Origin of the sequence: Salipiger marinus, assembly GCF_900100085.1 — a bacterium.
Classification (GTDB): domain Bacteria; phylum Pseudomonadota; class Alphaproteobacteria; order Rhodobacterales; family Rhodobacteraceae; genus Salipiger; species Salipiger marinus.
Genome location: NZ_FNEJ01000026.1, coordinates 54500 through 79585, shown reverse-complemented (window position 1 = coordinate 79585; position 25086 = coordinate 54500). Strand labels below are relative to the sequence as shown.

The 25086-nt window shown below is 67.5% G+C and carries 23 protein-coding genes, 2 tRNA genes and 2 pseudogenes; 13 read left to right on the top strand and 14 right to left on the bottom strand.

Annotation, left to right across the window (positions count from 1 at the left end; all coding sequences use genetic code 11):
* Positions 1–361 (bottom strand): annotated as a pseudogene (locus BLR51_RS22375) (transposase); the annotation flags it as partial.
* Between the two features lie 216 nt (positions 362–577).
* Between BLR51_RS22375 and BLR51_RS22370 the strand changes: the two are divergent.
* Positions 578–1531 carry a phosphoadenosine phosphosulfate reductase gene (locus BLR51_RS22370; RefSeq protein ID WP_089851183.1) on the top strand — a complete coding sequence of 318 codons (954 nt, stop codon included), beginning with the start codon at positions 578–580 and terminating at the stop codon, positions 1529–1531.
* Here the strand turns inward: BLR51_RS22370 and BLR51_RS22365 are convergent.
* Positions 1519–2589: an anhydro-N-acetylmuramic acid kinase gene (locus tag BLR51_RS22365; RefSeq protein ID WP_089851192.1), complete on the bottom strand. Its 1071-nt coding sequence runs from the start codon at positions 2587–2589 to the stop codon at positions 1519–1521. The genes BLR51_RS22370 and BLR51_RS22365 overlap by 13 nt on opposite strands.
* A 115-nt stretch (positions 2590–2704) precedes the next feature.
* Here BLR51_RS22365 and tyrS point away from each other — a divergent pair, with 115 nt between their 5' ends.
* On the top strand, positions 2705–3958 hold the full coding sequence (gene tyrS, locus BLR51_RS22360; RefSeq protein WP_089851182.1) for a tyrosine--tRNA ligase: 1254 nt from the start codon (positions 2705–2707) through the stop codon (positions 3956–3958).
* A 3-nt stretch (positions 3959–3961) separates the two neighbouring features.
* Here the strand turns inward: tyrS and BLR51_RS22355 are convergent, their stop codons facing one another.
* The gene (locus BLR51_RS22355; RefSeq protein ID WP_089851179.1) at positions 3962–4945 is read right to left on the bottom strand and encodes a serine hydrolase domain-containing protein; all 984 of its coding nucleotides are present in this window, start codon (positions 4943–4945) and stop codon (positions 3962–3964) included.
* Between the two features lie 131 nt (positions 4946–5076).
* Between BLR51_RS22355 and BLR51_RS22350 the strand changes: the two genes are divergently transcribed.
* Positions 5077–5150 (top strand) — tRNA-Gly (locus BLR51_RS22350).
* A gap of 29 nt (positions 5151–5179) precedes the next feature.
* On the opposite strand, the pseudogene BLR51_RS22345 reads toward BLR51_RS22350, so the two are convergent.
* The 3 genes and pseudogenes from BLR51_RS22345 to BLR51_RS22335 form a co-directional block, all read right to left on the bottom strand.
* Positions 5180–6289, bottom strand: a pseudogene (locus BLR51_RS22345) (arginase family protein); the annotation flags it as partial.
* Positions 6290–6340: 51 nt separating this feature from the next.
* Positions 6341–7108 carry a GNAT family N-acetyltransferase gene (locus tag BLR51_RS22340; protein WP_089851177.1) on the bottom strand — a complete coding sequence of 256 codons (768 nt, stop codon included), beginning with the start codon at positions 7106–7108 and terminating at the stop codon, positions 6341–6343.
* A 4-nt stretch (positions 7109–7112) separates the two neighbouring features.
* Positions 7113–7568: an outer membrane protein assembly factor BamE gene (locus BLR51_RS22335; RefSeq protein ID WP_089851175.1), complete on the bottom strand. Its 456-nt coding sequence runs from the start codon at positions 7566–7568 to the stop codon at positions 7113–7115.
* 95 nt (positions 7569–7663) lie between these two features.
* Between BLR51_RS22335 and BLR51_RS22330 the strand changes: the two genes are divergently transcribed.
* The 8 genes from BLR51_RS22330 to BLR51_RS22295 all read left to right on the top strand — a co-directional run bounded on the left by BLR51_RS22330 (position 7664) and on the right by BLR51_RS22295 (position 14148).
* Positions 7664–8230, top strand: coding sequence for a YceD family protein (locus tag BLR51_RS22330; protein ID WP_089851190.1), 567 nt, complete (start codon positions 7664–7666; stop codon positions 8228–8230).
* Positions 8231–8398: 168 nt separating this feature from the next.
* On the top strand, positions 8399–8605 hold the full coding sequence (gene rpmF / locus BLR51_RS22325) for a 50S ribosomal protein L32 (RefSeq protein ID WP_089851174.1): 207 nt from the start codon (positions 8399–8401) through the stop codon (positions 8603–8605).
* Between the two features lie 23 nt (positions 8606–8628).
* Complete coding sequence (gene plsX, locus BLR51_RS22320; RefSeq protein WP_089851171.1) at positions 8629–9744, top strand: phosphate acyltransferase PlsX; 1116 nt, start codon at positions 8629–8631, stop codon at positions 9742–9744.
* Complete coding sequence (locus tag BLR51_RS22315) at positions 9741–10712, top strand: beta-ketoacyl-ACP synthase III (protein WP_089851169.1); 972 nt, start codon at positions 9741–9743, stop codon at positions 10710–10712. Before plsX ends, BLR51_RS22315 begins: the two co-directional genes overlap by 4 nt.
* Positions 10713–10819: 107 nt before the next feature.
* Entirely contained in the window at positions 10820–11122 is a 303-nt protein-coding gene (ihfA, locus tag BLR51_RS22310; RefSeq protein ID WP_089851167.1) for an integration host factor subunit alpha, read from the top strand.
* 6 nt (positions 11123–11128) lie between these two features.
* Entirely contained in the window at positions 11129–12739 is a 1611-nt protein-coding gene (locus tag BLR51_RS28295) for a MerR family transcriptional regulator (protein WP_242656813.1), read from the top strand.
* 80 nt (positions 12740–12819) lie between these two features.
* A tRNA-Pro gene (locus BLR51_RS22300) sits at positions 12820–12896 on the top strand.
* 175 nt (positions 12897–13071) lie between these two features.
* Positions 13072–14148, top strand: a complete 1077-nt coding sequence (locus BLR51_RS22295; protein ID WP_089851165.1) for a 2'-deoxycytidine 5'-triphosphate deaminase — start codon at positions 13072–13074, stop codon at positions 14146–14148.
* A gap of 21 nt (positions 14149–14169) precedes the next feature.
* On the opposite strand, the gene scpB is transcribed toward BLR51_RS22295, so the two are convergent.
* The 7 genes from scpB to BLR51_RS22265 all read right to left on the bottom strand — a co-directional run bounded on the left by scpB (position 14170) and on the right by BLR51_RS22265 (position 22662).
* A complete protein-coding gene (gene scpB, locus BLR51_RS22290; protein WP_089851189.1) occupies positions 14170–14781 on the bottom strand; it encodes an SMC-Scp complex subunit ScpB in 612 nt (203 codons plus the stop codon).
* Between the two features lie 67 nt (positions 14782–14848).
* Positions 14849–15646, bottom strand: a complete 798-nt coding sequence (locus BLR51_RS22285; protein ID WP_089851162.1) for a segregation and condensation protein A — start codon at positions 15644–15646, stop codon at positions 14849–14851.
* Complete coding sequence (gene nagZ, locus BLR51_RS22280; protein WP_242656812.1) at positions 15646–16647, bottom strand: beta-N-acetylhexosaminidase; 1002 nt, start codon at positions 16645–16647, stop codon at positions 15646–15648. Before nagZ ends, BLR51_RS22285 begins: the two co-directional genes overlap by 1 nt.
* Positions 16644–17663: an SPOR domain-containing protein gene (locus tag BLR51_RS28290; protein ID WP_230797952.1), complete on the bottom strand. Its 1020-nt coding sequence runs from the start codon at positions 17661–17663 to the stop codon at positions 16644–16646. Before BLR51_RS28290 ends, nagZ begins: the two co-directional genes overlap by 4 nt.
* Positions 17664–17747: 84 nt before the next feature.
* The gene (argS, locus tag BLR51_RS22275) at positions 17748–19490 is read right to left on the bottom strand and encodes an arginine--tRNA ligase (RefSeq protein WP_089851158.1); all 1743 of its coding nucleotides are present in this window, start codon (positions 19488–19490) and stop codon (positions 17748–17750) included.
* 52 nt (positions 19491–19542) lie between these two features.
* The gene (locus BLR51_RS22270; protein ID WP_089851156.1) at positions 19543–21408 is read right to left on the bottom strand and encodes a cation:proton antiporter; all 1866 of its coding nucleotides are present in this window, start codon (positions 21406–21408) and stop codon (positions 19543–19545) included.
* An 81-nt stretch (positions 21409–21489) separates the two neighbouring features.
* Positions 21490–22662 (bottom strand): deoxyguanosinetriphosphate triphosphohydrolase, encoded by a 1173-nt coding sequence (locus BLR51_RS22265; RefSeq protein WP_089851154.1) that lies wholly within the window; start codon positions 22660–22662, stop codon positions 21490–21492.
* Positions 22663–22774: 112 nt separating this feature from the next.
* Here BLR51_RS22265 and BLR51_RS22260 point away from each other — a divergent pair, with 112 nt between their 5' ends.
* Complete coding sequence (locus tag BLR51_RS22260; RefSeq protein ID WP_089851152.1) at positions 22775–23098, top strand: HesB/IscA family protein; 324 nt, start codon at positions 22775–22777, stop codon at positions 23096–23098.
* Positions 23099–23237: 139 nt separating this feature from the next.
* Here the strand turns inward: BLR51_RS22260 and recA are convergent, their stop codons facing one another.
* Positions 23238–24311, bottom strand: coding sequence for a recombinase RecA (gene recA, locus BLR51_RS22255; RefSeq protein WP_089851150.1), 1074 nt, complete (start codon positions 24309–24311; stop codon positions 23238–23240).
* Positions 24312–24492: 181 nt separating this feature from the next.
* On the opposite strand from recA, the gene BLR51_RS22250 reads away from it, so the two are divergent.
* Positions 24493–25083, top strand: coding sequence for a gamma-glutamyl kinase (locus BLR51_RS22250; RefSeq protein WP_089851149.1), 591 nt, complete (start codon positions 24493–24495; stop codon positions 25081–25083).
* The last annotated feature ends 3 nt before the right edge of the window (positions 25084–25086 follow it).

The window sequence follows — 25086 nt, the reverse complement described above, 5'->3', positions numbered from 1 at the left end:
CGGGTGCTGGCTGGCCGGTTGAGCCAGGCGTGAAAGCCCGAACGCGAGACTTCCAGAGCTTTGCAGAGCCAACTGACCGGCCAGATGTGGCGGTGCCGGGCGATGAAGGCGAACCTCATATCACCTCCCGCGCGAAAAAAGCTGCCGCCCTCTTCAGGATGTCACGCTCCGCCCTGAGCCGGGCGACCTCTTTCTTCAAGGATGAAATCTCGGCCAGATCAGCGCGCAACTGCCCGTTCCCGGGAAAGGCAACAGCAGGGGTTGCGGTCAGCTCCCGCATCCAGCGGCGCAACACGCTCTCCGCCACATCGAGGTCACGGGCGGCCTGCGCCACGGCCACACCCCGAAGCGTGACCGCCATGCGGTGGCTGATCAGGCGCTGGACGCCACTGCCGTGGCTGGCGCGGCGCGCGGTATCGGCGCGCAGCCCCCTTTCCGGTTTGCACGGCGCCGGGGATCGCAGCATTACCCCGCTTTGTGCATATTTTCGCCTTAAACCCCGGGCAATGTGTCACAATGTGGCGCTGGAACGGCGTCGGGGGCCTGAAGGCCGCAGCAGGACAAAGGGTCAGGCAGGATGCAGGACGGAGCGGATCTTTCCACGGTCGATCTGACCGGGCTGACACAGGCGCAGTGGCTGGCCGAGGTCGCGGCCAAGGGCGAGGATCACGGCTTTTACGAACCGCTGGGGCCGTCCCATCACGCCGTGTTCGTGGAGGATGGCGACACGCTGCTGGTCACCTTCGAGACCCTGCCCGGCATCGCCGCCCTCTCCGAAACCGCGACCCCGCTGGGATGGGAAATCATGTCCGCCGGGGGCTGGTCGCATCTGGCGCTGCTCGCCACCTCCGACACATGGTTCCGCGATCCCAAGGTCTACGGCTTTTTCGACCAGCTTCTGGATGACGGGTTCTTTGACGATTTCGAGCGGGTGATCTTTTACGGCGCGGGCCCCTGCGGCTATGCCGCCGCCGCCTATTCGGTGACGGCCCCCGGCGCGCAGGTGCTGGTGATCCAGCCGCAGGCGACGCTGGATCCGCGCGTCACCGGCTGGGATGACCGGTTCACCGACCGCCGAAGGCTCGATTTCACCTCGCGTTATGGCTATGCGCCCGACATGCTGGATGCCGCCCGGCAGGCCTTCGTGCTGTTTGATCCGCGGGAGCGGCTGGATGCCATGCATGCCGCCCTTTTCGAACGAAAGGGCGTGACCCGGCTGCGCCTGCCCTTCATGGGCGACGCGCTGCAGGGCGATCTGCTGGATCTGGATCTGATCCTGCCGCTGCTGACCGCTCTGGCCGAGGACCGGCTGGATGGCGCCAGTTTTGCAAGGCTGCTGCGGGCGCGGCGCGACCATCCGCCCTATCTGCGCCGCCTGCTCGCCCATCTGGAAGCGACGGACCGTCTGACGCTGGCCGAAGCGCTTTGCGTCAATGTCACCCGCCGCTTCAACGCGCCGCGCTTCCGACGCAGGCTGGAGGCGCTGCGGGCCGCGCGGCCCCGCAGCGGCAGCGGGGCTCAGGCCGGCTGATCCGGGCGCGCGATCTGCCCGCCGCCCACCGCCACGGCAACCCCGGTGGTGCCGGGGGCCGAGGTGGGCCAGCCGCGCGCGACCCGCACCGCGAGATAGCCGAAAGCCTGCGCCTCCAGCATGTCGCCATCAAGTCCGACCGCTTCCACCGGTTCGACCGGGCAGTCGAGCCCTGCGCGCAGCATCGCCATCATCACCGGGTTGAGCCGCCCGCCCCCCGTCACCAGCAGCCGCGCGGGCGGCACCGGGCAATGTTCCATCCCCTGCATGACGGCGGCAGCGGCCATGGCGGTCATGGTGGCGGCGGCATCCGCATCCGACAGTTCGCGCACCAGATCGAGCATCAGGTCAAAATCGTCGCGATCCAGCGATTTGGGCGGCATCCGGCGAAAGTATGTCTCCTCCAGAAACAGCTCCAGAGCGCCCTCCACCACCCGGCCCGTGGCGGCGAGCGCCCCGTCGCGGTCGCAGTCGAGCCCGCGCCGCGCCATCATCAGATCGTTGATCGGCGCATTGGCGGGGCCGGTGTCAAAGGCCAGCAGCGCGCCCTCCGCCTCGGGGGCCGGTTGCGACGGGTCGATCCATGTCAGGTTGCCGACCCCGCCAAGGTTCAGGAAGGCCACGGGATCGCTGGCGCCGATGCGGCGGGCGCAGGCGAAATGGAAAAACGGCGCAAGCGGCGCGCCCTCGCCCCCCAGCGCCACATCGGCGGAGCGGAAATCCCACACCACAGGGCGCCCCAGCGCCTCGGCCAGCATCCCGCCATCGCCCAGCTGATGGGTGCCGCGCCCCTTGGGATCATGCGCCAGCGTCTGGCCGTGAAAGCCCACCAGCTCCGCCTCGGGGAAGTCGCGCAGCAGTTCGGCATGGGCGCGCTGGATCACCTCCTGCGCCGCCTCCAGCCCCGGATCGCCCGGCCAGCGGCCCAGCACGCCGCGCAGCACCGCGCGCTCCGCCTCGGTATAGGGGCGGTAGCCGCTGCGCCCGAACTCCACGATCTCTGCACCGTCCGTCAGGATCAGCGCCGCATCCACCCCGTCAAGCGAGGTTCCCGACATGCAGCCAAGCGCCCAGACCGGGCCTGCGCCGCTTTTCGATCCGTGCCCGTGATTGCCCTTCACCTTCGACGCCCTCAGCCTTATAGAAACGGGCGGACTATAGAGGGGATCCCCGATGACCTACCATCCCAAATCGGACTTCATGCGCGTCATGATGGAGCGCGGCTATCTTGCCGACTGCACCGATTACCAGAGCCTTGACGAGGCGCTGTCACAGGGGGTCGTCACCGCCTATATCGGCTATGACGCCACGGCAAAATCGCTGCATGTGGGCCATCTGCTCAACATCATGATGCTGCGCTGGCTGCAGAAAACCGGACACCGCCCCATCACGCTGATGGGCGGCGGCACCACCAAGGTGGGCGATCCGTCCTTCCGCGCCGACGAGCGCCCGCTGCTGACGCCCGACCAGATCGACGCCAATATCGACGGCATGAAGCAGGTTTTCGCCAAATACCTGACCTATGGCGACGGTGCGACCGAAGCGCTGATGCTCAACAATGCCGAATGGCTGGACGGGCTCAACTATCTGGAATTCCTGCGCGACATCGGGCGGCATTTCTCGGTGAACCGGATGCTGGCCTTCGAGTCGGTGAAATCCCGGCTGGACCGCGAACAGTCGCTGTCCTTCCTCGAATTCAACTACATGATCCTGCAGGCCTATGATTTCCTTGAACTGAACCGCCGCTATGGCTGCGTGCTGCAGATGGGCGGATCGGACCAGTGGGGCAACATCATCAACGGCATCGACCTGACCCGCCGGGTGCTGGATGCGCAGATCTTTGGCCTGACCTCACCGCTGCTGACCACCAGCGACGGGCGCAAGATGGGCAAATCGCAGGGCGGCGCCATGTGGCTCAATGCCGACATGCTGAGCCCTTACGAATTCTGGCAGTTCTGGCGCAACACCACCGATGCCGATGTGGGCCGCTTCCTGAAGCTTTACACCGAACTGCCGCTGGAAGAATGCAACCGGCTTGCGGCCCTTGAAGGGTCGGACATCAACGCCGCCAAGATCGTGCTCGCCAATGAGGTGACCACGCTCTGCCATGGCGCCGAGGCTGCGGCGGCGGCAGAGGCCACGGCGCGCGAGGTCTTCGAGAAGGGCGGCGTGGGCGACGATCTGCCGACGGTGGAACTGTCGGCGGCGGAACTGGGCGAGGGCCTGTCCATCGTGCAGCTGATCGTGCGCGCGGGCCTTGCCAAATCCGGCAAGGAGGCCAAGCGGCTGATCGTGGAAAACGGCGCGCGGCTTGACGACGCGCCGCTGACCGATGCCGGGCTGATGCTGGATGCCGCAGCCCTTGCGCAGCCGGTCAAGCTGTCGGCGGGCAAGAAACGCCACGCTCTGGTGAAGCTGGCGGACTGACCCTCAGGCCTCGGCCACGATCTGCGCGGCAAGCTCGCGCAGATCGCCGAAATGCCCCTCGGACCGGGCGGGCAGGGTCGGGTCGGAGGTGATGGTCAGGACCAGATCACGCCCCGGCACCACCACCAGCATCTGCCCGCCATAGCCGCGCGCATAGGCGGCAGACTCCCCCGCCAGCGTGGTCAGGAACCAGCCATAGCCATACTGGTCGCCGGAAAACGGCGAGCGCGCCCGTGCCTGCCACGAAGTGTCGAGCCATGACTCCGGCACCACCTGTGCGCCGTCCCAGCGCCCGCCCTGCAGCGCCATCTGCCCGATGCGCGACAGGCCGCGCGGGCTCAGCCCCATGTCATTGCCGCCCAGATAGCGCCCCTGCGGATCGCGCACCCAAGGCGCAAAATCCACGCCCAAAGGCGCCCCCAGCCGGGCGCGCGCCTGATCCAGCAGGCTCAGGCCGGTGGCGTCCGCCAGCACCGCGCCCAGCACATGCCAGCCGCCGGTGGAATAGATGAACCGCCCGCCCGGCTCCGCCTCCGGCTCCGGCTCCAGCGCGGTGGCGAGCCAGTCGCGGCTCGACACCCACGCGCCGTAGCTGGCCCCAGAGGTGCGCACCAGCCCGGTCTGCATCGACAGCAGATGCCCCACGGTCAGATCATCCAGACTGTCGCCGCGCGGATCCCGCCCCAGCAGCGGCAGCACCTTCGCCTCCACCCCGGGCAGATCGCCCCGGTCGATGGCGATGCCGGTCAGCAGCGCCACCAGCGTCTTGGACACCGATTTGACATTGGTGATGCGGTCCAGCCCCGGCCCGCGATAGGCCTCGGCAAAGATCTCCTGCCCACCCTGCCGCAGCACCAGCGCATGCAGCTGCGACAGGCCTTGCACCCGCGCGGCCCAAGGCCGGGCCTGCGCCAGCGCAGGCGTGGCAAGACAGGCGGAGGCGCCCAGCAGAAAGGCGCGGCGGTTGGGGGGGATCACATGGCTCATGGCGCAACACCTTTGCCAGAACCGCGCCAGCGGCAAGCCCACGCCCCATCACAGAGCCGTGCACGCCCCCGCCCGCGCGGCGATTTTTCATCTTGCAACAGCGCCGCCCTGCCGCTATTTCAGCCTCAGACGCGGGTATGGTGAAATGGTATCACACGAGCTTCCCAAGCTCTTGGCGCGGGTTCGATTCCCGCTACCCGCTCCATCCTCTCCCCCAGAACAGATGTCAGCTCGGATGCGCTGTCGCAGCACGGCCACGTCACGGCGGATCTCGTCGCGGATCGGACCCTCGCGCGGGGCATCGGCCAGCGTGGTCAGCAGCACCTCGCCGGGCTGACCGCGCCGCGCCCAGACCTGACGGCGCAGCACCGCCTGGGCTGCCTGCGGCAGATGCTCCGGCACCTCCTGCCCCGACAGTTCCGCCCAGACCAGCGACCAGAGCCGCGCCACCGTCCACGGATTGTAGCCGCCCCCGCCCGACACGATCAGCCGCGGCGCAAGCCCGCGCAGCGCCCGCACCGCCCGCCGGTGCGACAGGTTCGACAGCGTCAGCCGCGCCAGCGGATCCTCGCTGACCGCATCGGCGCCGCATTGCAGAAAGATCGCGTCAGGCCGGAAGGCCGCCACCGCAGGCAGGATCATCTCCTCCAGCACCAGCGCAAATTCGCTGTCATTGAACCCCGCAGGCACCGGCAGGTTGAAGGCCGCCCCCCCCGCCGCCTCCTCCAGCGCGCCGGTGAAGGGCCAGCGCCGCGCCTCATGCACCGAAATCACCCGCACCTGTTCCGACCCGGCAAAGCCCAGCTCCACCCCGTCGCCATGATGCGCGTCGATATCCACATAGGCGACGCGGCGCAGCCCCAGCCGCAGCAGATGACGGATGGTCAGCACCGGCTCATTGAGAAAACAGAAGCCGCTGGCGCGGTCGGGCAGCGCGTGATGGGTGCCGCCGCCGGGATTGAACACCACGCCGCCGTCGCGCGCCACCAGTTCCGCCGCCAGCAGCCCGCCCCCCACTGCCGTGGCCGGACGGCGGAACATCTCGGGAAAGACCGGATTCGAATGGGTGCCCAGCCCGTGGCGCTCCCGCACCTCCGCCGACACCTCGCCCGCGCGCTCCGCCGCCTCCAGTGCTGCCACATACTGCGCGCCATGCCAGCCGCGCAGGGCGGCGGCCTTGGCGCGCGGGCTGGTGCGCCAGACCTCGCGCGGCAGCCAGTCCAGCGCCCTGCACAGGTCGATCACCGCAGGCACCCGCTCGATCGACAGCGGATGCACCGCGCCATAGCGCGAGCCGCGATAAATCTCCGCTCCGATAAAGACCGCCACGCCCTGCCCTTTCATCTTGCCCTTAAACTCCGGGGGAGCCCCGCAGGGGCGGGGGCAGAGCCCCTTTCAGCCCGCGATCGCCCGCAGCGCGCGGGCCCGGGCCGCCGGGATGGCCGCAGTTTCGACGCCGGTAAAGACATGCAGCGTGTTCATCTGCCGGTCGATCACCGCGTGATCGCTGACCCAGCCGCCCATGGACAGATAGGTGCGCAGCAGCGGCGGAATCAGCCGCAGCGCCGCCCGCGCATCCCCCGCCGGAACCTCGGGGTCAAAGCGGATCACCTCGGGCGCCTTTTCCCCGACCCGCCAGCGCTCCGGCGCGGCATGGCGGGCGCGCAGATAGGCAAAGGCCTCGGCGTAGCGGGCGGGATCGGTGCCCGCGAAACTGGCGCAGCCGAACAGCATCCGCCCGCCCCGCGCATCCACCAGCCCGGTGATCGCGCCCCATGCCAGCCGCAGAATGTCGGGATCGGTCAGGTCGGGATGGATGCAGAACCGCCCCAGCTCCAGCATCGGGCCGCCAAACCCCTCCAGCCGGGCCAGATCATAATACTGCCCGGCATAGCTCTGCCCGGGGCCCCGCGCCGCATCGATCCACAGGAAGCGGAAACAGGCGACCAGCCGCCCGCCTGTCTCTTCGATGAGCATATGGGAACAGGCGGCGTCAAACCCGTCTTCGTCGCGCCGCCCGCCCGGACCAAAGAAGGCGAGCCCGCGCAGATCCTGCGCCGCGCGCAGATCCTGTGGCCCCTGCGCCAGACGCACAACATAGCGTCCGCGCGCCAGAACCGCCTCCCCCGTGGCGGTGTGATCCTGCCCGGGGCCGCGCGTCATGGCGTCAGTTGTCGCTGAGCAGATCGCCCACATTCAGGCGACCCACATTGCCGAAGAGCCTGCGGATGAAGCCAAGCTCGCCATCCGCGGTGCGGGTGATGCGCCGCGACAGCGGCACCACGGCGCCATCCTCCAGCCCGTAGCGGGTGATGTTCTCGACCACGCCCGCCTCGTCGAAGGTGATCGCCAGCACGGTGCGGTTCACCACCTCGGGCGCCTGCCATGCAAAGGTACGGACCTGACTTTCGATGTAATAGAAATTGCCGTGATCGGTCACGCCGGAGGCGGTCGGCACGCCGACCAGCTCTTCGACCGTGGTGCGGGTGTCGACACCGGGCACGATCTGCTGCAGCTCGTCCTCGCGCGGGACATAGCCGTGACTGCGATACTGCGCCGCACAGGCTGTCAGCCCCACTGCGGCCACTGCCGCCAGCAGCGTGATTCTCACCCGTCTCGCCATGGACTGCGTCCCCGCCCCTTGTCTTGACCCTTCGGGCCTTCTATCCCGGATTACACAACCGAGCCAACCCGTTCAAGCCAAGGAAAGCGATGCCCATGACCAGCGGCGGAAACTCCTCGGGGCGGCTGCGCCTCACGGCCCTGCGCCGCGATGCCCCCACGCCCTTTGATCTGCGCCCAGACGAACCGGCGCGCCGCGCCCTTGCCGACCGGCTGGGGCTGCTTGCCCTGCGCAAGGCGCGCCTTGCGGGCGAACTCATCCCCGGCGATGGCGGCAGCTGGCGGCTGGTGGCCGAGCTGGGCGCCACCGTGGTGCAGGCCTGCGTGGTGACACTGGATCCGGTGACCACCCGCATCGACGAGCCGGTGGAGCGCCGCTTCCGCCCCGCGCAGGACATGCCGCGGCTTGATGCCGGAACCGAGGTGGAGGTGCCCGAGGATGAAGAAGATCCCCTGCCCGACGTGCTGGATCTGACCTCGGTGCTGACCGAGGCGCTGTCTCTGGCCCTGCCGGTCTATCCGCGCAGCCCCGCCGCCGAAGCAGCACTGGCCGAGGCCGCAGAGCCTGCAGAGATGCCGGAAGAAGAGGAAAGACCCAATCCTTTTGCCGCGCTCGAAGAGCTGAAAGACCGTCTTTCCGGAGGAAATGACAAAGACAGCTGAGCACGGGCGCGCGAATCCACTTGCGGTTTGTCACGAAATACCTATTTTCGCGCCTTCATCGGAATTCCGGGTTGCTATCGCCCATGCCTTGAGACTATGAGGCCGGGCACGCCCGAACGGAACGGGCAGACGAAATTGCCCTCACACGCGAAAGATCGAGGTTGAGACATGGCTGTCCAACAGAACAAAGTATCCAAGTCGCGCCGCAACAACCGTCGCGCGCATGACGCGCTGGTCGCGGCCAATCCCAACGAATGCGGTAACTGCGGCGAGCTGAAGCGCCCGCATCACGTCTGCCCGTCCTGCGGTCATTACGCCGACCGTCAGGTCGTCGCCGTGACCGACGAGATCGAGCTGGACGAAGACGCGGCATAAGCTGTCGAAGGCCCTTACGCCGCATGACTTCCGCTCAGGACAAATCGCAGGCGGACGGGCCTCTGGTCCTCTCCATCGATGCCATGGGTGGCGATCGCGGGCCGGCAGCCATTGTTGCCGGCCTCGCGCTCTTCGCCCGGAAGCATCGGGATGTCCGCATCCTGCTGCACGGCCCCGAAGCCGATCTGCGCCCCATGGTGGACCGCCACAGGGGCCTTGCCGCGCAATGTGACATCCGCAACGCCACGGGCGTGGTGTCCATGCAGGACAAACCCAGCCACGTGATGCGCAACGGGCAGGACACATCCATGTGGTCCACGCTCGATTCGGTGCGCAATGGCGAAGCCACCGTGGCGGTATCCTGCGGGAATACTGGCGCGCTGATGCTGCTGTCGATGGTGCGGCTGCGCAAGCTGCCGGGCGTCAACCGCCCTGCCATCGCCGTGCTCTGGCCCTCGCGCAATCCGCAGGGGTTCAACGTGATGCTCGACGTGGGCGCGGACATCCGCGCCGATGCCGAGGATCTGCTGAAATATGCGATGATGGGCGCCTCTTACGCCCGCAACGCGCTGGCGCTGACCCGGCCCCGTGTCGGGCTGCTGAATGTCGGCACCGAAGAACACAAGGGCCGCGCCGAACTGAAGGCCGCCCACGAGATGATCACCGCCCATGCCGAGGCGGGCGGCTTCGAATTTGTCGGCTTCTGCGAAGGCGGCGACATTCCCGGCAGCCGCTGCGACGTGATCGTGACCGACGGTTTTACCGGCAATATCGCGCTCAAGACCGGCGAAGGCACCGCCTCGCTGATCGGCGCGCTGCTGCGCGAGGCCTTCGCCTATTCGCCGCTGTCGCGGCTGGCCTCGCTGCTGGCGCTGACCTCGCTCAAACGGCTGCAGGCGCGGATCGACCCGCGCCGCAAGAATGGCGGGGTTTTCCTCGGGCTGAACGGCACGGTGGTGAAATCCCACGGCGCCGCCGATGCCACAGGAGTGGCCGCCGCCGTCGAACTGGCCTATGACCTTGCCCTGACGGGGTTCGGCGACAGACTCGCCGCCCGCATCGCCTCGGCCGCATCCAGCGTCGAGGCAGCGGCAGAGCCGCAGGATCCGCAGAGCAGGAAAGACGGAACAAATTCATGACGATACGGGCGCAGGTGGCGGGCATCGGGCATTATCTGCCCGAACGGATCGTTCCCAACGCGGAGTTCGAGAAAACCCTCGAAACCTCGGATGAATGGATTCGCACGCGGTCGGGAATCGAGCGGCGCCACTTTGCCGCCCCCGAGGAAACCACCTCGGTTCTCGCCACCCATGCCGCCCGCGCCGCGCTGAAGGATGCGGGGCTTGAGCCGTCCGACCTTGATGCGCTGATTGTTGCCACCTCCACCCCGGATCTGACCTTCCCCTCCGCCGCCACCATGGTGCAGGCCCGGCTGGGCATGACCGGCGGCTTTGCCTTCGACGTGCAGGCGGTCTGTGCGGGCTTTGTCTATGCGCTGACCACCGCCAATGCGCTGATCATCTCCGGTCAGGTGCGCCGCGTCATGGTCATCGGGGCAGAGACGTTTTCCCGCATCATGGACTGGACCGACCGGTCCACCTGCGTGCTTTTCGGCGATGGCGCGGGCGCGCTGATCCTTGAAGCGGGCGAAGGCACCGGCGACAGCAGCGATCGCGGCATTCTGTCCACCGACCTGCATTCCGACGGCCAGTTCCGTGATCTGCTCTATGTCGATGGCGGCGTCAGCACCAATTCCATCGGCCATCTGCGCATGGAGGGGAAGGAAATCTTCCGCCATGCCGTCGAAAAGCTTGCCTCCACCGCCACCGCCGCGCTGGACAAGGCCGGGCTCACCGCAGAGGACGTGGACTGGGTCGTGCCGCATCAGGCCAATATCCGCATCATCACCGGCACCGCCAAGAAGCTGGGCCTGCCGATGGAGCAGGTCATCGTCACCGTTCAGGACCATGGCAACACCTCCGCCGCCTCCATTCCGATGGCGCTGTCGGTCGGAAAACACGCGGGCAAGATCACCCGTGGCGATCTGGTCGTGACCGAGGCGATTGGCGGCGGACTGGCCTGGGGCGCGGTCGTCCTGCGCTGGTAGCGCAAATTCCCGGCAAAATCCGGCTGTTGCGGCGCATTGCACAAGTGCGTGAACTTGACACGCAAATTGCCAGCTGCCTATGCTGCCCCCAAACCGGGAGGTAGCAGATGAGCGACAAGACACTCACGCGCATGGATCTGAGCGAAGCCGTCTTCCGCGAGGTGGGCCTGTCGCGCAACGAAAGCGCCGAACTGGTCGAGGCGGTGCTGCAGCACATGTCCGACGCGCTGGTGCGGGGCGAGCAGGTCAAGATTTCGTCCTTCGGCACCTTCTCGGTGCGCGACAAGGCGGCGCGGGTCGGGCGCAATCCCAAGACTGGCGAAGAAGTCCCGATCCAGCCGCGCCGGGTGCTGACCTTCCGCCCGTCGCATCTGATGAAGGAACGCGTTGCCGAGGGCAACAAGGGGTAAGGGCGCATGACCAAGTCCCGCGACGCTTTTCGCACCATCAGCGAGGTGGCGGAGCTGCTGGACACGCCGGCCCATGTGCTGCGCTTCTGGGAAAGCAAGTTCACGCAGGTCAAGCCGGTGAAACGCGCGGGCGGGCGGCGCTATTACCGCCCCGCCGATATCGGCCTGCTGGCAGGCATCCGCAAGCTGCTGCATGACGATGGCATGACCATCAAGGGCGTGCAGAAGGTGCTGCGCGAACAGGGCGTGCGCCATGTCGCCACCCTCACCACCTTTGACGGGCAGACCGAGGACGAGGACGTGGTCGAGGCGCCCTTCGTCGAGGTGATGCCCGAGGGCGCCACCGTGCTGCCCTTCGTGCCCGGCGCCGCCCCGCAGGCCGCGCCGGACGGCACGACGACACCCGAGGTCCGAGATATTTTCGGCTATCTGCGCGACACCCCGCCCCGCCCGCGCCCGCGCGTCGATCCGGAGCCCGTGCCCGAGGCAGGCGTGGCTTACGATGCCCCGGCCCCCGCAGGCGCGGCCATGGCCCCCGAGCCCGGCGCCGACCACGCCACGGCGCCAGAGACGGCGGAGACCCACCCGGTCTCCCGCGAGCCTGACCCCGGCGCGCCCCCTCTAGATGACACGGCAGAGCCGGATCTGCCCGATGCCGCCCCTCTGACCAACCTGCCGGACCCCCTCTCCAGCACCGACGCCGAGAGCCTGCCGTCCGCAGCGCGGGATGCACCGTCAGACGCCCCTGCCGACACCCTGCCGGAACTCCCAGCCGAGACAGCCGACGGTCAAGCCGAGACCGATCCCGGTCAAGTTGCGGAGACGGAGGACGCCACGCCGCACGTTGGCGACAGACTGCCCGATTTCCTCCTCAGCCCGCTCGACCCCGGCCCGGACAGCGCCGCAGACAGCACCCCCGGCGACGCGCAGGACTTGCCCGCCGACGACAGTGTCTCAGCCTCCACGCCGGATCTGCCCGAGGAGGCGCCCTCCACGCCCGAGGCGACCCCCACACACCAACACGACCCTGCCGAGGCCGCGCCAACATCCGAGCCGGAGCCTGCGACAGCGGAGACCGTGATCGCGACAGACGCTCTGCCCGAAGATCTGGCCGCTCCGGACCCTGAAGGCTCCCCCGCGCCAGAGGACGCTGCGGCGCAGCAGCCCGACCTCGACACCACATCCGAGACCGAGACCGAGACCGAGACCGAGACCGAGACCGAGACCGAGACCGAGACCGACTTCGGCGCAACATCTGACTCCGACGCAAGCGCCGCCGAGTCCGACCTGAGCGGCGCCTCCGAATCCGACCTCGACGCCACGCCCGAAGCTGACCTCGAAACAGGCCACACACCTGCCTTCCACGACGCCCCTGAGCCTGACCTCACTGCAGCGGAGCCCGAGTTCGGCTCCGCAGTCGAAGAGACCCCTCTCGAGAACATCCCCGCAGCCGTGCCGCCCGCGCTTCCCGATCTCGACAGCCTGCCGCTGCCCGCTCCCGGGCCGCTGGGTCTGATCGCCCGGATCGACCGGCTGAGCCCTCCCGATGCGGCGGCGATTGGACCGCATCTCTCCGCGCTGCGCGCGTTTCTGGACCATCATCAGACCCGCGCCTGACAATCTTGGAAAAGATGAAGAATTCTTCCGAAGGGGGGTTGCCCCTGCCCGGAAATACAGTAAGAACCACCTCCACAAGTCGGGCTATAGCGCAGCCTGGTAGCGCGTCCGTCTGGGGGACGGAAGGTCGCAGGTTCGAGTCCTGCTAGCCCGACCAAAACACCCCTTATCACCACCACGACTTGTCCGCCCGCCGGGAATGGGGAAATGCCCCACCCGATCAAGGGCTTGCGGGGCGATGTTCCATCGACCCCGTTCCCGGGTCGCGCAATCCCCTTTCCCGAGGCCGCCGCAGTTGCTAAGCACGCGCGACCACAAAAGGACCGATGCCGATGACCGGGGTGCTCGCCAGCCAGCAGATTGCCGCGCTTTACGAAAGCGGCGCCATCACCAGCGACCTGCCGCTGGTGGAGGGGCAGATCCAGCCCGCAAGCCTTGATCTGCGGCTTGGTCACGAGGCGATCCGGGTCCGCGCCTCCTTCCTTGCCGGGGCCGGGCGGCGGCTGTCGGACCGCATCGCCGAGTTTGAAATGCACCGCGTCGATCTGCGGCAGGGTGCGGTGCTGGAAAAGGGCTGCGTCTATGTGGTGCCGCTGCTGGAACGGCTGGACCTGCCCGCCGGGCTGACGGCGGTGGCCAATGCCAAAAGCTCCACCGGCAGGCTTGATCTGCTGACCCGCACCATCACCGATGGCGGCACCGAATTCGACCGCGTGGCCGAAGGCTATCGCGGCCCGCTTTACGCCGAGATCTGCCCGCGGTCGTTTTCGGTGCTGGCGCGCACCGGCATGCGGCTGAACCAGATCCGCTTTCGCCGGGGCCAGTCGATCCTGACTGATGCCGAGCTTTCCGCGCTTCACGCCAGCGAGACGCTGGTCAGCGGCGGGCCTGCGGTCATCGGGCAGGGTCTGGGCTTCTCCGTCGACCTGCACGCGCAGGACGGCGCTCTGGTGGGCTGGCGGGCCAAGCCGCATACCGGCGTGATCGATCTCGACCGGCTGGGCCGTTATGATCCCGCCGAGTTCTGGGATCCGCTGACCGCCGCGCAGGGGCAGCTGATCCTTGATCCCGATGCCTTCTACATCCTTGTCAGCCGCGAGGCCGTGCATATCCCGCCGGATTACGCCGCCGAAATGGCGCCCTATCTGGCGATGGTGGGCGAATTCCGCGTGCATTACGCGGGCTTTTTCGATCCGGGCTTCGGCCATTCGGCGGCGGGCGGCACCGGGTCGCGCGGCGTGCTGGAGGTGCGCTGCCACGAGGCGCCCTTTGTGCTGGAACATGGGCAGATCGTCGGGCGGCTGGTCTATGAGCGGATGGATGAACGGCCCGCGCAGATCTATGGCGCGGGCATCGCCTCCAACTATCAGGGCCAAGGCCTGAAGCTGTCGAAACATTTCCGCGACTGACCTCCGCCGGGGCGGCGACGCTCAGTCCTCGAAAAGTTCGGTCTGGCCGGGCGCCTCGTCCTCGTCGCCCTCGTCCAGCGTGGCGGGACCGGGGGCGAGGCTGCCCGGCGGCGGACGGTTGTCCAGAAGACCCGCCGCGCGCAGATCCTGCAGCCCCGGCAGATCGCGGGCGTTTTCCAGCCCGAAATGATCCAGAAACTGATCCGTGACCACAAAGGTCACCGGGCGGCCCGGCGTCATCTTGCGGCGGCCAAAGCGGATCCACTCCAGTTCCAGAAGCTGGTCCACGGTGCCCCGGCTGACGCTGACGCCGCGGATCTCCTCGATTTCGGCGCGGGTGACGGGCTGGTGATAGGCGACGATGGCCAGCGTCTCGATGGCGGCACGGCTCAGCTTGCGCGTCTCCACCGTTTCCTTCTGCATCAGATAGGCCAGATCCGGCGCGGTGCGGATCGCCCATGCGTCGCCCACCCGCATCACCGCCACACCCCGGCCCTCGTAGCGCGCACGCAGCAGCGCCACCGCCTCGGCAGGGTCGGACCCATGCGGCATCCGGTCGGCAAGCTCCCGCAGGCTCACGGGCTCTGCGGAAGCGAACAGGATCGCCTCCACCATGCGCTCCTGCTCGGCCATGGGCGGCGCCTCGAACAGGCTGTCGCGCGGTGCGGCCTCTGCCGGGCTTTCGGTCTGGATGTCGGGATCACTCACGCGGTTTCTCCCTGCGGCGCAGTTCGATGGGGGAAAAGCTCTCGGTCTGGCGAATTTCGGCCCGGCCTTCCTTCACCAGCTCCAGCGAGGCGGCAAAGGTCGCGGCGGTGGCCGAGCGCCAGCGCACCGGATCCACCTGCCAGTCCTCGGGCAGCCAGCTGGAAATATCGGTCCATTGCCCGGCAAAGCCCAGCAGGCTGCGCATCCGGTCCAGCGCCTGTTCCATGGTGAACACGTCCTGCCGGTCCATCACGAAGGGCCGGAAATCGTCGCGGGTGCGGATCCGGGCATAGGCCTGCATCAGATCCAGCAGCGTGGCGCTGTAGGTCACGCGCCGCACCCGCTCCACACCTTCGGGCAGGCCCCGGGCAAAGAAGTCGCGCCCCAGCCGGTCGCGGGCCATCAGCCGGGCGGCCACGTCGCGCATCGCCTGCAGGCGTTCCAGCTGAAAGGCCAGATGCGCCGCCAGTTCCTCCCCCGAGGGGCCTTCCTCGGTGGGATCGGGCGGCAGCAGCAGGCGGGATTTCAGATAGGCGAGCCACGCCGCCATCACCAGATAATCCGCCGCAAGTTCGATGCGCAGCGCCTTGGCCTGTTCGACAAAAGCCAGATACTGCCGCGCCAGATCAAGCACGGAGATGCGGCGCAGATCCACCTTCTGCGTGCGCGACAGCGTCAGCAGCAGGTCGAGCGGGCCCTCGAACCCCTCGACATCGACAATCAGCGCCTCGGCGGCAAGCCGGTCCGCGACGCTGAGCGTCTCGATATTGCCGAAACTGTCGTCCTGCATCAGAGACCCTCGGCCACCAGTGCCTTACGTTCCGCATGAAGCGCCGTCAGGTCAACCGGCTGTGGCGCGGTGCGGCGGGCCAGTGCCGCCTCGGCCCGGTGCAGGGCTGCATCGGAAAGCTGGCCCGAGGCCGCGACCACCTGCGCCAGTTCTTCCGCATCGCCGTTGCAGTGCAGCACCAGATCGCAGCCTGCGGCGATGGCGGCGGCGCTGCGCGAGGCCACGTCCCCCGACAGCGCCTGCATGGAGATGTCATCGGTCATCAGCAGCCCGGCAAAGCCCAGATCCTGCCGGATCAGCGAGATCATGGTAGGCGACACCGTGGCGGGGTCCGGGGCGATGCCCTCAAACACCAGATGCGCGGTCATCGCCAGCGGCAGATCGGCAAAGGGCCGGAAGGCGGCAAAATCCACCGCCTCCAGTTCGGCGCGGGGTGCGGTGATGCGCGGCAGATCCAGATGGCTGTCAAGCTGCGCCAGCCCGTGCCCGGGCAGATGTTTCATCACCGGCAGCACGCCGCCCGCGACCATGCCGCGCACCGCCGCCTGCCCCATGGTCACCACCTGCGCGGTGCTGGTGCCGTAACAGCGGTTGCGCAGAAAGGCATGGGTTGCGGGCCGGGCCACATCCAGCATCGGCGCGCAGTTGCCGTCGATGCCAAGCGCGCGCAGCTCTGCCGCGATGATGCGGAAGCGCAGCTCCATCGCGCGCGCGGCATAGCGGCCATAAAGCGCCACCTCGTCAAGCGGCGGCAGGAATTCGGTAGCGAGCGGCGGCCGCAGTCGCTGCACCCGTCCGCCTTCCTGATCGATGAAGATCGGCGCGTCGCGGCCCACCACCTGCCGCAGCTCGTCGGTCAGGCCGCGGATCTGCGCGGCATCTTCAAGGTTGCGGGCAAAGAGGATGAAGCCGAAAGGATCGGCCTGCGCAAAGAAACGCGCCTCGGCCCCGCTCAGCCGGAGGCCGGACGGGGCAAGGATGGTGGCTCCGGGGCGGCTCACCGCGTCGTCACCGGGATACAGTCGGAATTTTCCGCGACAAAGGCGGCGCAGAACCGGCGGGCATCGGCCAGATCCTCGAACCCGGCGGCACGCAGCCGGTAGAACACCCGGCCACCGGAGGTGGCGCGTTCGATCACGCGGTCCTTGCCTTCCATGAATTCGCCAAAGCGGCCGCTGAAGCGGTCCCATTCCTTGCGTGCGGTTTCCGGACTGTCATAGGCGCCAAGCTGCGCCAGCCGGGTGCCCGCAGGCAGCGTGTCGGGCGAGATTTCGGCGGGCCCCTCGGGCGCGGCAGGGGCGGTGGCCAGCGCCACGGGCTGTGTCGCCAGATTGCCGGGGCGCTGCGCGGGCCGCAGCGACCGGGTCAGCGCGCCTGCGGGCACATTGGCGGCGACCTGCACGGGCGCCTCCTCCACCGGCTCGGTCAGATCCCCCGCCAAATCGGCGGCGGGGTCGGGCTGCGGCTCGGGGGTCAGCTCGGAAAACGGCACGGCATCGGCGGCGATCTGGTCGGCCAGCGCCTGAATGGGATCCACGTCCGCATCCGCGAGGGCGGGCGGCACCGGGGCCGGGCCCTCCTGTTCTTCCGCTGCAAGCCCCGGCCCATCCGGACCGGGCGCCACCACGGCGGGGGCGATGCGATCGGCGGGAGTGCGCGCTTCGGTCAGCACCTCCTGCGGCACATCTTCCTCAGTCAGGCTGACGCCGCGCGGGGCCAGCAGCAGCCGGTCGGGCGCGGGGGCGGCGGTGCCGGTGCCCGCCACGTCATTGACCGACAGGCCCTGATGGCTGGCGCGGGTGCCGCCGGGATCGTCGGGCGCGATGCGCACCGGACCTTCCATCGCCTGCACCACCGGAATGCCGGTGATGTCGCGCACGATCAGCTTGTAGCCCCAGACGCCCACGCCAATCAGCAACGCGAAGGACACCGCAGCCCCGGCCCAGTTGGTGAGCGAGGCCACGTTACGTCCGGAGCGCGCGGGCGCTTCGGGCCCGTCATAGGTGTAATCTGCCATCTCTGCCTCGGTTGCCCCGGCCCCGGCGGTTGCTCCGCCGTCAGCCTGCCTGCACTGCCCGTCAGCTCCGAGGCGGCGCCTGTTTCAGCGCATCTCCTCCATCGGAGCCACGCCCAAGATACCAAGGCCCGCCGAAATAACAACCGCGACGGACCGGGCCAGCGCGATTTTGCTCTGGCTTGTGGCCGGATCGTCCTGAAGGAAGCGCAGGGACGGTTCATCATGGCCCCGGTTCCAGAGCCCGTGCAGGTCAGAGGCGAGTTCGTTGAGCCAGATCGCCACCTTGTGCGGCTCGTGCCCCTTGGCGGCAATCTCCACCAGACGCGGCCATTCGGCAAGCTTGCGGATCAGCCCAAGCTCCGCGTCATGGTCCAGCTTGGTCATGTCGGCCTGCGCCAGGGCTGCGTCGGACACGTCGACCCCGGCCTCCTTGGCCTTGCGCAGCACCGAACAGACCCGGGCATGGGCGTATTGCACGTAAAAGACCGGGTTTTCGCGGCTCTGTTCGACCGCCTTGGCAAAGTCGAAATCCAGCGCGGCATCGTTCTTGCGGGTCAGCATGACAAAGCGCGTCACGCCGGGGCCCACTTCCTCGACCACGTCGCGCAGGGTGATGAAGGTGCCCGCGCGCTTCGACATCTTGAATTCTTCGCCGTTCTTGAACAGCTTGACCAGCTGGATCAGCTTGATGTCCAAGGGCACGCGGCCACCGGACAGGGCCGAGACCGCCGCCTTCATCCGCTTGACATAGCCGCCATGGTCGGCGCCGAACACGTCGATCAGCTGGTCATAGCCGCGGGTGATCTTGTCGTAATGATAGGCGATGTCGGGGGCGAAATAGGTCCAGCTGCCATCCGATTTCATGATCGGGCGGTCCACGTCATCGCCATGTTCGGTGGATTTGAACAGCGTCTGCTCGCGCGGCTCCCAGTCTTCGGGCAGCTTGCCCTTGGGCGGCTCCAGCGTGCCGCGATAGATCAGGCCCTTGCCGCGCAGATCCTCGATCGCCGCCTCGATCCGGCCCGTGCCATAAAGCGACTTTTCGGAAAAGAAGTGATCCATCTTGACGCCCAGCAGGTCCAGATCGTCGCGGATCATGTCCATCATGGCATCGGTGGCGAAATCGCGCACCTCTTCCAGCCATTCATCCTCGGGGGCGTCGACAAAGCGGTCGCCCACCTTTTCCTTGAGCCGCTCCCCCGCCGGGATCAGGTAATCGCCGGGATAGGTGCCGGGGGCAAAATCCACGGCCCGGCCATGCGCCTCCAGATAACGCAGATAGACGGAACGGGCGAGCACATCGACCTGCGCGCCGCCGTCGTTGATGTAATATTCCCGCGTCACGTCATAGCCAGCATAGGCCAGCAGCGACGCCAGCGCATCGCCAAACACCGCGCCACGGGTATGGCCCACATGCATCGGCCCCGTCGGGTTGGCCGAGACATATTCCACGTTGACCTTCTGCCCCTGCCCCATGTCGGACCGGCCATAATCCTGCCCCGCCGACAGCACCTTGGCGGGCAGCGCCTGCCATGTGGCGGATCCAAGCCGCAGGTTCAGAAAGCCCGGCCCCGCCACCTCTGCCGAGGTGACGCGCGCATCCTGCCCCAGCTTCGCCGCCAGCGCCTCGGCGATGTCGCGCGGCTTTTTCCCGGCGGGCTTGGCCAGCACCATGGCGGCATTGGTCGCCATGTCGCCATGCAGGGCGTCACGCGGCGGTTCCACCGTCACGGCCCCGGTGTCGAGCCCCTCCGGCAGCGCGCCTTCGGCCTGAAGCGCGGCGATGGACTGCAGCACGAGGCTCCGGATGTCGGTGAAGAGGTTCATGTGCTCGATCTCCCTAAGGTCGGCCTGTCCTCTACCATTTTGGCCTGCCGGGTCAAATGCTGTCGGTGCTCTCTCCGGTTTTGTCCGCATCGGCGGCACGCGCGGCCTCCTGCCGGTCCTCGCGGGCGGGGATCAGCGCCACGAGCCGGGTGCCCGCCGTCTCCTTGGGGGGTTGTCCGGGGCCAAGCAGGCGGAAGGTGCCATTGGGCCCCAGATCGGCCACCGGCACCGCGCCGGGGTTATGGGCGCGCCAGTCCTCAAGCGTGAACTCCTCCGACAGCCGCGTGACCCGGAACTCCCAGCCTTCGGCCAGCCGGGCATTGGCCTCGAAGAACGTCTCGTCCGGGCCGAACCGCTGTCCCCCCAGCGTGGCGGGCAGCGCGTGCCGCGACGAGGCCTCGCGCCCGCGCTTGAGCTGGAACACGTGTTCGCGCCCGAATTCCGGGGCAAGGTCGGTGGCGACCAGCGTGTTATAGGCGTCATTGTCGGTGGCGGTCAGCAGCTTGTCGTAGCTCACCAGATCCAGCCGGTGCTCTGCCGCCTCCGACAGGATGTCGCCAAAAAATGTCTCCAGCCCCGCGTCGCGGGCATGGCGCAGATGGGCGTGGTTGGGATCGGCCACCAGCACCGGCACCTCCAGCTTCTTCAGCGCCAGACCAAGGGCGGTGGCCCAGCGGCTGCCGCCCACGATCAGCACGCCCGGCGTGTCGGAGGCGATCAGCCCCAGCGCCCGCGCCATCGGCGTCAGCGTGAAGCCGTGCAGCACCACCGTGGCCGCCACCAGCGCAAAGGCCAGCGTGCCGATCCGCGAACCGTCCTCGATCCCCAGCGCCGCCAGCCGTTCGCCGAACAGCCCCGCCACCGCCACCAGCACCACGCCGCGCGGCCCGGTGAAGGCGACCAGCACCCGTTCGCGCCACGGCACGTTGCTGCCCAGCATCGACACCAGCACCGGCAGCGGACGCGCCACAAGGATCACCGCCACCACAAAGGCCAGCGCCCGCCAGTCCAGCGTCGCCAGCGTCTCCACCGTCATGTTGGCGGCCAGCAGGATGAACACGCCCGAGACCAGCAGGATCGTCGCCTGCTCCTTGAAGCGGTGCATCTCGGTATAGCTGGCCAGGCCGGAATTGGCGATCCACAGCCCCATGATGGTGACGGTCAGCAGCCCGCTTTCATGCAGCACTGAATCCGCCAGCGCGAACACCGCCAGCACCGACACGAACAGCACCGGCACCTTCATGTATTCCGGCACCTGCCCGCGGCGGAAGGCCTGAACCAGCCCCCAGCCGCCCGCGACCCCCAGCAGGGTGGCCACGACAAGTCCCATGGCCAGATCAGCGAGCGCCCCGCCCACGGAACTGGCATCGGCCAGCACCGAGACCAGCTCGAAGGCCAGCACCGCCGCCAGCGCGCCGATCGGGTCGTTGACGATCGCCTCCCATTGCAGCAGCGCCGCCGGGCGCTTGCGCAGCCGCGCCTGCCGCAAGAGCGGCGCGATCACCGTGGGCCCGGTCACGATCAGGATGCCGCCGAACACCGCCGAGCTTTCCCAGCTCAGCCCCGCCACCCAGTGCAGCGTCAGGGCCGAGACAGCCCAGCCCAGCGGAGCCCCGATCAGCACCAGACGCCGCACCCCCACCGTCGCGTCGCGCAGGCTCTGGATGTTCAGCGTCATGCCGCCTTCGAACAGGATGATCGCCACGGCGATGGCCAGCATGGGCTGCATCAGCGCGCCGAACTGTTCCGAGGGCAGCAGCAGGCCCAGCCCCGGCCCCGCCGCCAGCCCGGCCAGCAGCATCACCACGATGCCCGGCAGTTTCAGCCGCCATGCCAGCCATTGCGACCCGACGCCAAGCGCCCCCACAAGCGCAAAGCCCAGCACCGGGTCGATCCCCGCCACTCCTGCGTCCGTCATTCCCTGCCTGTCCCCTTGTCAACCGCCCTGCCCGGGCCCGGTCATGAAGTGATGCCGCACCCGGATCTGTCCAGTGCCGTCTCAGGCCCGGTCGTGAAGAATATCCTTGCCGGTCAGCCGCGCATGCTGCTGCAGCGCATAGCGGTCGGTCATGCCCGCCACGTAATCCGCCACCAGCCGCGCCAGCGGCACCTCGCCCTCGCGCGCGGCCTCCGCCGCCTGCCAGCGTTCGGGCAGCAGCGACGGATCGGCCATATAAAGCGGAAACAGCTCCAGCAGCGCCGTGGTCACCTTTTCGCGGATCACCACCACCGAGGGCGCGCGATACATGCGGGTGAACAGGAATTCGCGGATCTGCTTCAGATCGCGCCACATCGGATCGGAAAACGCGATGACCGGATGGCCCAGACGGCGGATCGCGTCGGCGCTGGCGGGGGCTGCGGCGGTGATCCGGGCGCGGCTGGTGTCGATCACGTCCGACACCATATAGCCGAACACCCGGCGCAGCGCCTCGTGGCGGCGGCGGATCGGCTCCAGCCCCGGATAAAGCCGGTCCACCTCGGCATAGGCGGGGGCGATGAGCGGCAGATCGGCGATCTCGGCCTCGGTGAACAGCCCCGCCCGCAGCCCGTCCTGCAGATCATGGTTGTTATAGGCCACGTCATCGGCGAGCGCCGCCACCTGCGCCTCGCCCGAGGCATGGGTGTCGAGTTCCAGATCGTGATGGGCGTTGTATTCGGCCAGCGCCAGCGGCAGCGCCTTGCCCGGCGCCAGCGGCAGCAGCGGCCCGTTATGTTTGGCGATGCCTTCCAGCGTGTCCCATGTCAGGTTCAGCCCGTCGAATTCGGCATAATGCCGCTCCAGCGAGGTGACGATGCGCAGGGTCTGGGCGTTGTGATCGAAGCCGCCATAGGGTGCCATCAGCAGATGCAGCGCATCCTCGCCGGTATGGCCGAACGGCGTGTGGCCCAGATCATGCGCCAGCGCCACCGCCTCGGTCAGGTCGGTGTTCAGCCCCAGCGCATTGGCGATGGTGCGCGCCACCTGCGCCACCTCGATGCTGTGGGTCAGGCGGGTGCGGTAAAAATCGCCCTCATGCTCCACAAACACCTGCGTCTTGTGCTTGAGCCTGCGAAAGGCCGAGGAATGGATGATCCGGTCCCGGTCGCGCTGAAAGCAGGAGCGGAAGGCGCTTTCCTCCTCCGCCACCCGGCGCGGCCGCGCCTGCGCGGGATCACATGCGTAAACATCCATCGTGCCAAGCCTTTTTGCGTTATGCGGCTGCGGATCGCCGCCCCCGGTTGCCGCCCGTCCCAAGGATCCCTATATTATGACCAGTCCGGGAGATAAACCTTTGAGGTGACCCATGAACCTGCCCCCGAAAGTAACCCCGCGCGCCTATGCCCGCCTGTCCGAGATCGGCGCCCATGCGCAGGGCAAGGCGCTGCGCATCGCGGTCGAAGGCGGCGGCTGCTCCGGCTTTCAGTATGACATCCGGCTGGATGACCCCGCCACCGACGATTTGGTGCTGGAAGGCCAAGGGGAACGGGTGGTGGTCGATTCCGTGTCGCTGCCCTTCCTCGCCAATGCGGTGATCGACTTTTCCGAAGAGCTGATCGGCGCCCGTTTCGTGATCGAAAATCCCAACGCCACCAGCTCCTGCGGCTGCGGCACCAGCTTCTCGATCTGAGCCCGACCGCAGGCCGGGCGATCCGGTCGCGGCATCCCAGAACAGAACAAGGCGCATCCTGCGGGATGCGCCTTTTCTTCTGACCCCAAATATCCCGGGGGAGTCGCCGCAGGCGACGGGGGCAGCGCCCCCGCCCCGCTTACTCTTCGGTCACAGCCGCGTCCCCGTCATCCTCGGACATGTGGAAATCCAGCCCATGCGCACTGCGGATGCGTTCCTCGATATCCCGGGCGATCTGGGTGTTTTCGCGCAGGAAGGTCTTGGCGTTTTCCCGGCCCTGCCCGATGCGTTCGTCGCCATAGGAATACCACGCCCCGGATTTGTCGACCACGCCGGCCTTGACCCCCAGATCCAGCAGTTCCCCGGTCTTGGAGATGCCTTCGCCATACATGATGTCGAATTCCACCTGCTTGAAGGGCGGAGCCACCTTGTTCTTCACCACCTTCACGCGGGTCTGGTTGCCCACCACCTCGTCGCGGTCCTTGATCGCGCCGATGCGCCGGATGTCGAGCCGCACGGAGGAGTAGAATTTCAGCGCATTGCCCCCGGTCGTGGTCTCGGGCGAGCCGAACATGACGCCGATCTTCATGCGGATCTGGTTGATGAAGATCACCATGCAGTTCGACTTGCTGATCGACCCGGTAAGCTTGCGCATGGCCTGGCTCATCAGCCGGGCATGCACGCCCACCGAACTGTCGCCCATATCGCCCTCAAGCTCGCTCTTGGGCGTCAGGGCGGCCACGGAGTCCACCACCACGAGGCTTACCGCGCCGGAGCGCACCAGCGTGTCGGTGATCTCGAGCGCCTGTTCGCCGGTATCGGGCTGAGAGATCAGCAGCTCTTCAAGATCCACGCCCAGTTTGCGGGCATAGCTGGGATCAAGCGCGTGTTCCGCGTCCACAAAGGCGCAGACGCCGCCCTTTTTCTGCTCTTCGGCCACCACATGCAGGGTCAGCGTGGTCTTGCCGGAGCTTTCGGGCCCGTAGATTTCGATAATCCGGCCCTTGGGCAGGCCACCGATCCCAAGCGCGATGTCGAGCCCCAGAGAGCCGGTGGAGGTCGACTCGATATCCTTGAGGGCATTGGCGCCCCCCAGTTTCATGATCGACCCTTTGCCGAACTGACGCTCGATCTGGGCGAGCGCCGAGTCGAGCGCTTTTTGGCGGTCTGCGTTGCGCTTGCTGTCCATTGTCAGAAGATCTGCCGTTGCCATGGTTTCGGTCCTTATTCCACACCCCGTCCGGAGCGGCAATCGCTGCTTTCGTTCGCTTCTTGTTCCTGACCTATATGGGACCAAAAGCGGAACAGTGCAAGCCCCTTGTCACAGCGAGTTTTTCCTATTTCGGTTAAAAAGTGGTTTACCGTGACACACCCTCACGCAGAAAGGCCGGTGGATGCTGATATTCTGGAAAGCGCGGCTGGTGCTGCTGGCGGTGCCCAAGACGGGCAGTTCCGCCTATGAGGCCGCCCTTGCGCCGCATGCCTCGATGACCGTGCTTGATCCGCCCGAACTGAAACATGCCCCCGTCTACCGCTACAACCGTTTTTTCCGGCCCATGTTCGACAAGATGGAGGCGGAGATGGAGCTTATGGCGGTGATCCGCGAGCCGGTCTCGTGGCTTGGCTCGTGGTACCGGTATCGGCAGCGCGATTTTCTGGACGGGCGGCCGAGTTCCACCAAGGGGCTGAGCTTCGCGCAGTTCGTGGAGGCCTATCTTTCGCGTGACCGCCCGCCCTGCGCCAATGTCGGCAGTCAGGCCAAGTTCATCGAGCCGCGCCCCAACGGCACCGCCGTCACCCATCTGTTCAAATACGAGAATCAGGCCACCATCGTCGGATTTCTGGAGGACCGGCTGGGGCTGGCGCTGGATCTGCCGCGGGAAAATGTCGCTCCGCGCGGGGATCTGAGCCTGCCCCCCGATCTGGAGGCGCGGCTGCGCCGGGCCTGTGCCGCGGATTTCGAGGTCTGGGCCCGGGCCCGCTGAGGA

What these genes read in the sequence shown, in the direction of transcription:
- BLR51_RS22250 (WP_089851149.1), top strand. Translation starts at nt 24,493, where the DNA reads ATGCTGATATTCTGGAAAGCGCGGCTGGTGCTGCTGGCGGTGCCCAAG.
- BLR51_RS22335 (WP_089851175.1), bottom strand. Translation starts at nt 7,568, where the DNA reads ATGGCGAGACGGGTGAGAATCACGCTGCTGGCGGCAGTGGCCGCAGTG.
- rpmF (WP_089851174.1), top strand. Translation starts at nt 8,399, where the DNA reads ATGGCTGTCCAACAGAACAAAGTATCCAAGTCGCGCCGCAACAACCGT.
- scpB (WP_089851189.1), bottom strand. Translation starts at nt 14,781, where the DNA reads ATGGCCGAGCAGGAGCGCATGGTGGAGGCGATCCTGTTCGCTTCCGCA.
- BLR51_RS22365 (WP_089851192.1), bottom strand. Translation starts at nt 2,589, where the DNA reads ATGTCGGGAACCTCGCTTGACGGGGTGGATGCGGCGCTGATCCTGACG.
- recA (WP_089851150.1), bottom strand. Translation starts at nt 24,311, where the DNA reads ATGGCAACGGCAGATCTTCTGACAATGGACAGCAAGCGCAACGCAGAC.
- ihfA (WP_089851167.1), top strand. Translation starts at nt 10,820, where the DNA reads ATGAGCGACAAGACACTCACGCGCATGGATCTGAGCGAAGCCGTCTTC.
- BLR51_RS22340 (WP_089851177.1), bottom strand. Translation starts at nt 7,108, where the DNA reads ATGACGCGCGGCCCCGGGCAGGATCACACCGCCACGGGGGAGGCGGTT.
- BLR51_RS22315 (WP_089851169.1), top strand. Translation starts at nt 9,741, where the DNA reads ATGACGATACGGGCGCAGGTGGCGGGCATCGGGCATTATCTGCCCGAA.
- argS (WP_089851158.1), bottom strand. Translation starts at nt 19,490, where the DNA reads ATGAACCTCTTCACCGACATCCGGAGCCTCGTGCTGCAGTCCATCGCC.
- plsX (WP_089851171.1), top strand. Translation starts at nt 8,629, where the DNA reads ATGACTTCCGCTCAGGACAAATCGCAGGCGGACGGGCCTCTGGTCCTC.
- tyrS (WP_089851182.1), top strand. Translation starts at nt 2,705, where the DNA reads ATGACCTACCATCCCAAATCGGACTTCATGCGCGTCATGATGGAGCGC.
- BLR51_RS28290 (WP_230797952.1), bottom strand. Translation starts at nt 17,663, where the DNA reads ATGGCAGATTACACCTATGACGGGCCCGAAGCGCCCGCGCGCTCCGGA.
- BLR51_RS22265 (WP_089851154.1), bottom strand. Translation starts at nt 22,662, where the DNA reads ATGGATGTTTACGCATGTGATCCCGCGCAGGCGCGGCCGCGCCGGGTG.
- BLR51_RS22370 (WP_089851183.1), top strand. Translation starts at nt 578, where the DNA reads ATGCAGGACGGAGCGGATCTTTCCACGGTCGATCTGACCGGGCTGACA.
- BLR51_RS22270 (WP_089851156.1), bottom strand. Translation starts at nt 21,408, where the DNA reads ATGACGGACGCAGGAGTGGCGGGGATCGACCCGGTGCTGGGCTTTGCG.
- BLR51_RS22355 (WP_089851179.1), bottom strand. Translation starts at nt 4,945, where the DNA reads ATGAGCCATGTGATCCCCCCCAACCGCCGCGCCTTTCTGCTGGGCGCC.
- BLR51_RS22285 (WP_089851162.1), bottom strand. Translation starts at nt 15,646, where the DNA reads ATGCAGGACGACAGTTTCGGCAATATCGAGACGCTCAGCGTCGCGGAC.
- BLR51_RS22330 (WP_089851190.1), top strand. Translation starts at nt 7,664, where the DNA reads ATGACCAGCGGCGGAAACTCCTCGGGGCGGCTGCGCCTCACGGCCCTG.
- BLR51_RS22260 (WP_089851152.1), top strand. Translation starts at nt 22,775, where the DNA reads ATGAACCTGCCCCCGAAAGTAACCCCGCGCGCCTATGCCCGCCTGTCC.
- BLR51_RS28295 (WP_242656813.1), top strand. Translation starts at nt 11,129, where the DNA reads ATGACCAAGTCCCGCGACGCTTTTCGCACCATCAGCGAGGTGGCGGAG.
- BLR51_RS22295 (WP_089851165.1), top strand. Translation starts at nt 13,072, where the DNA reads ATGACCGGGGTGCTCGCCAGCCAGCAGATTGCCGCGCTTTACGAAAGC.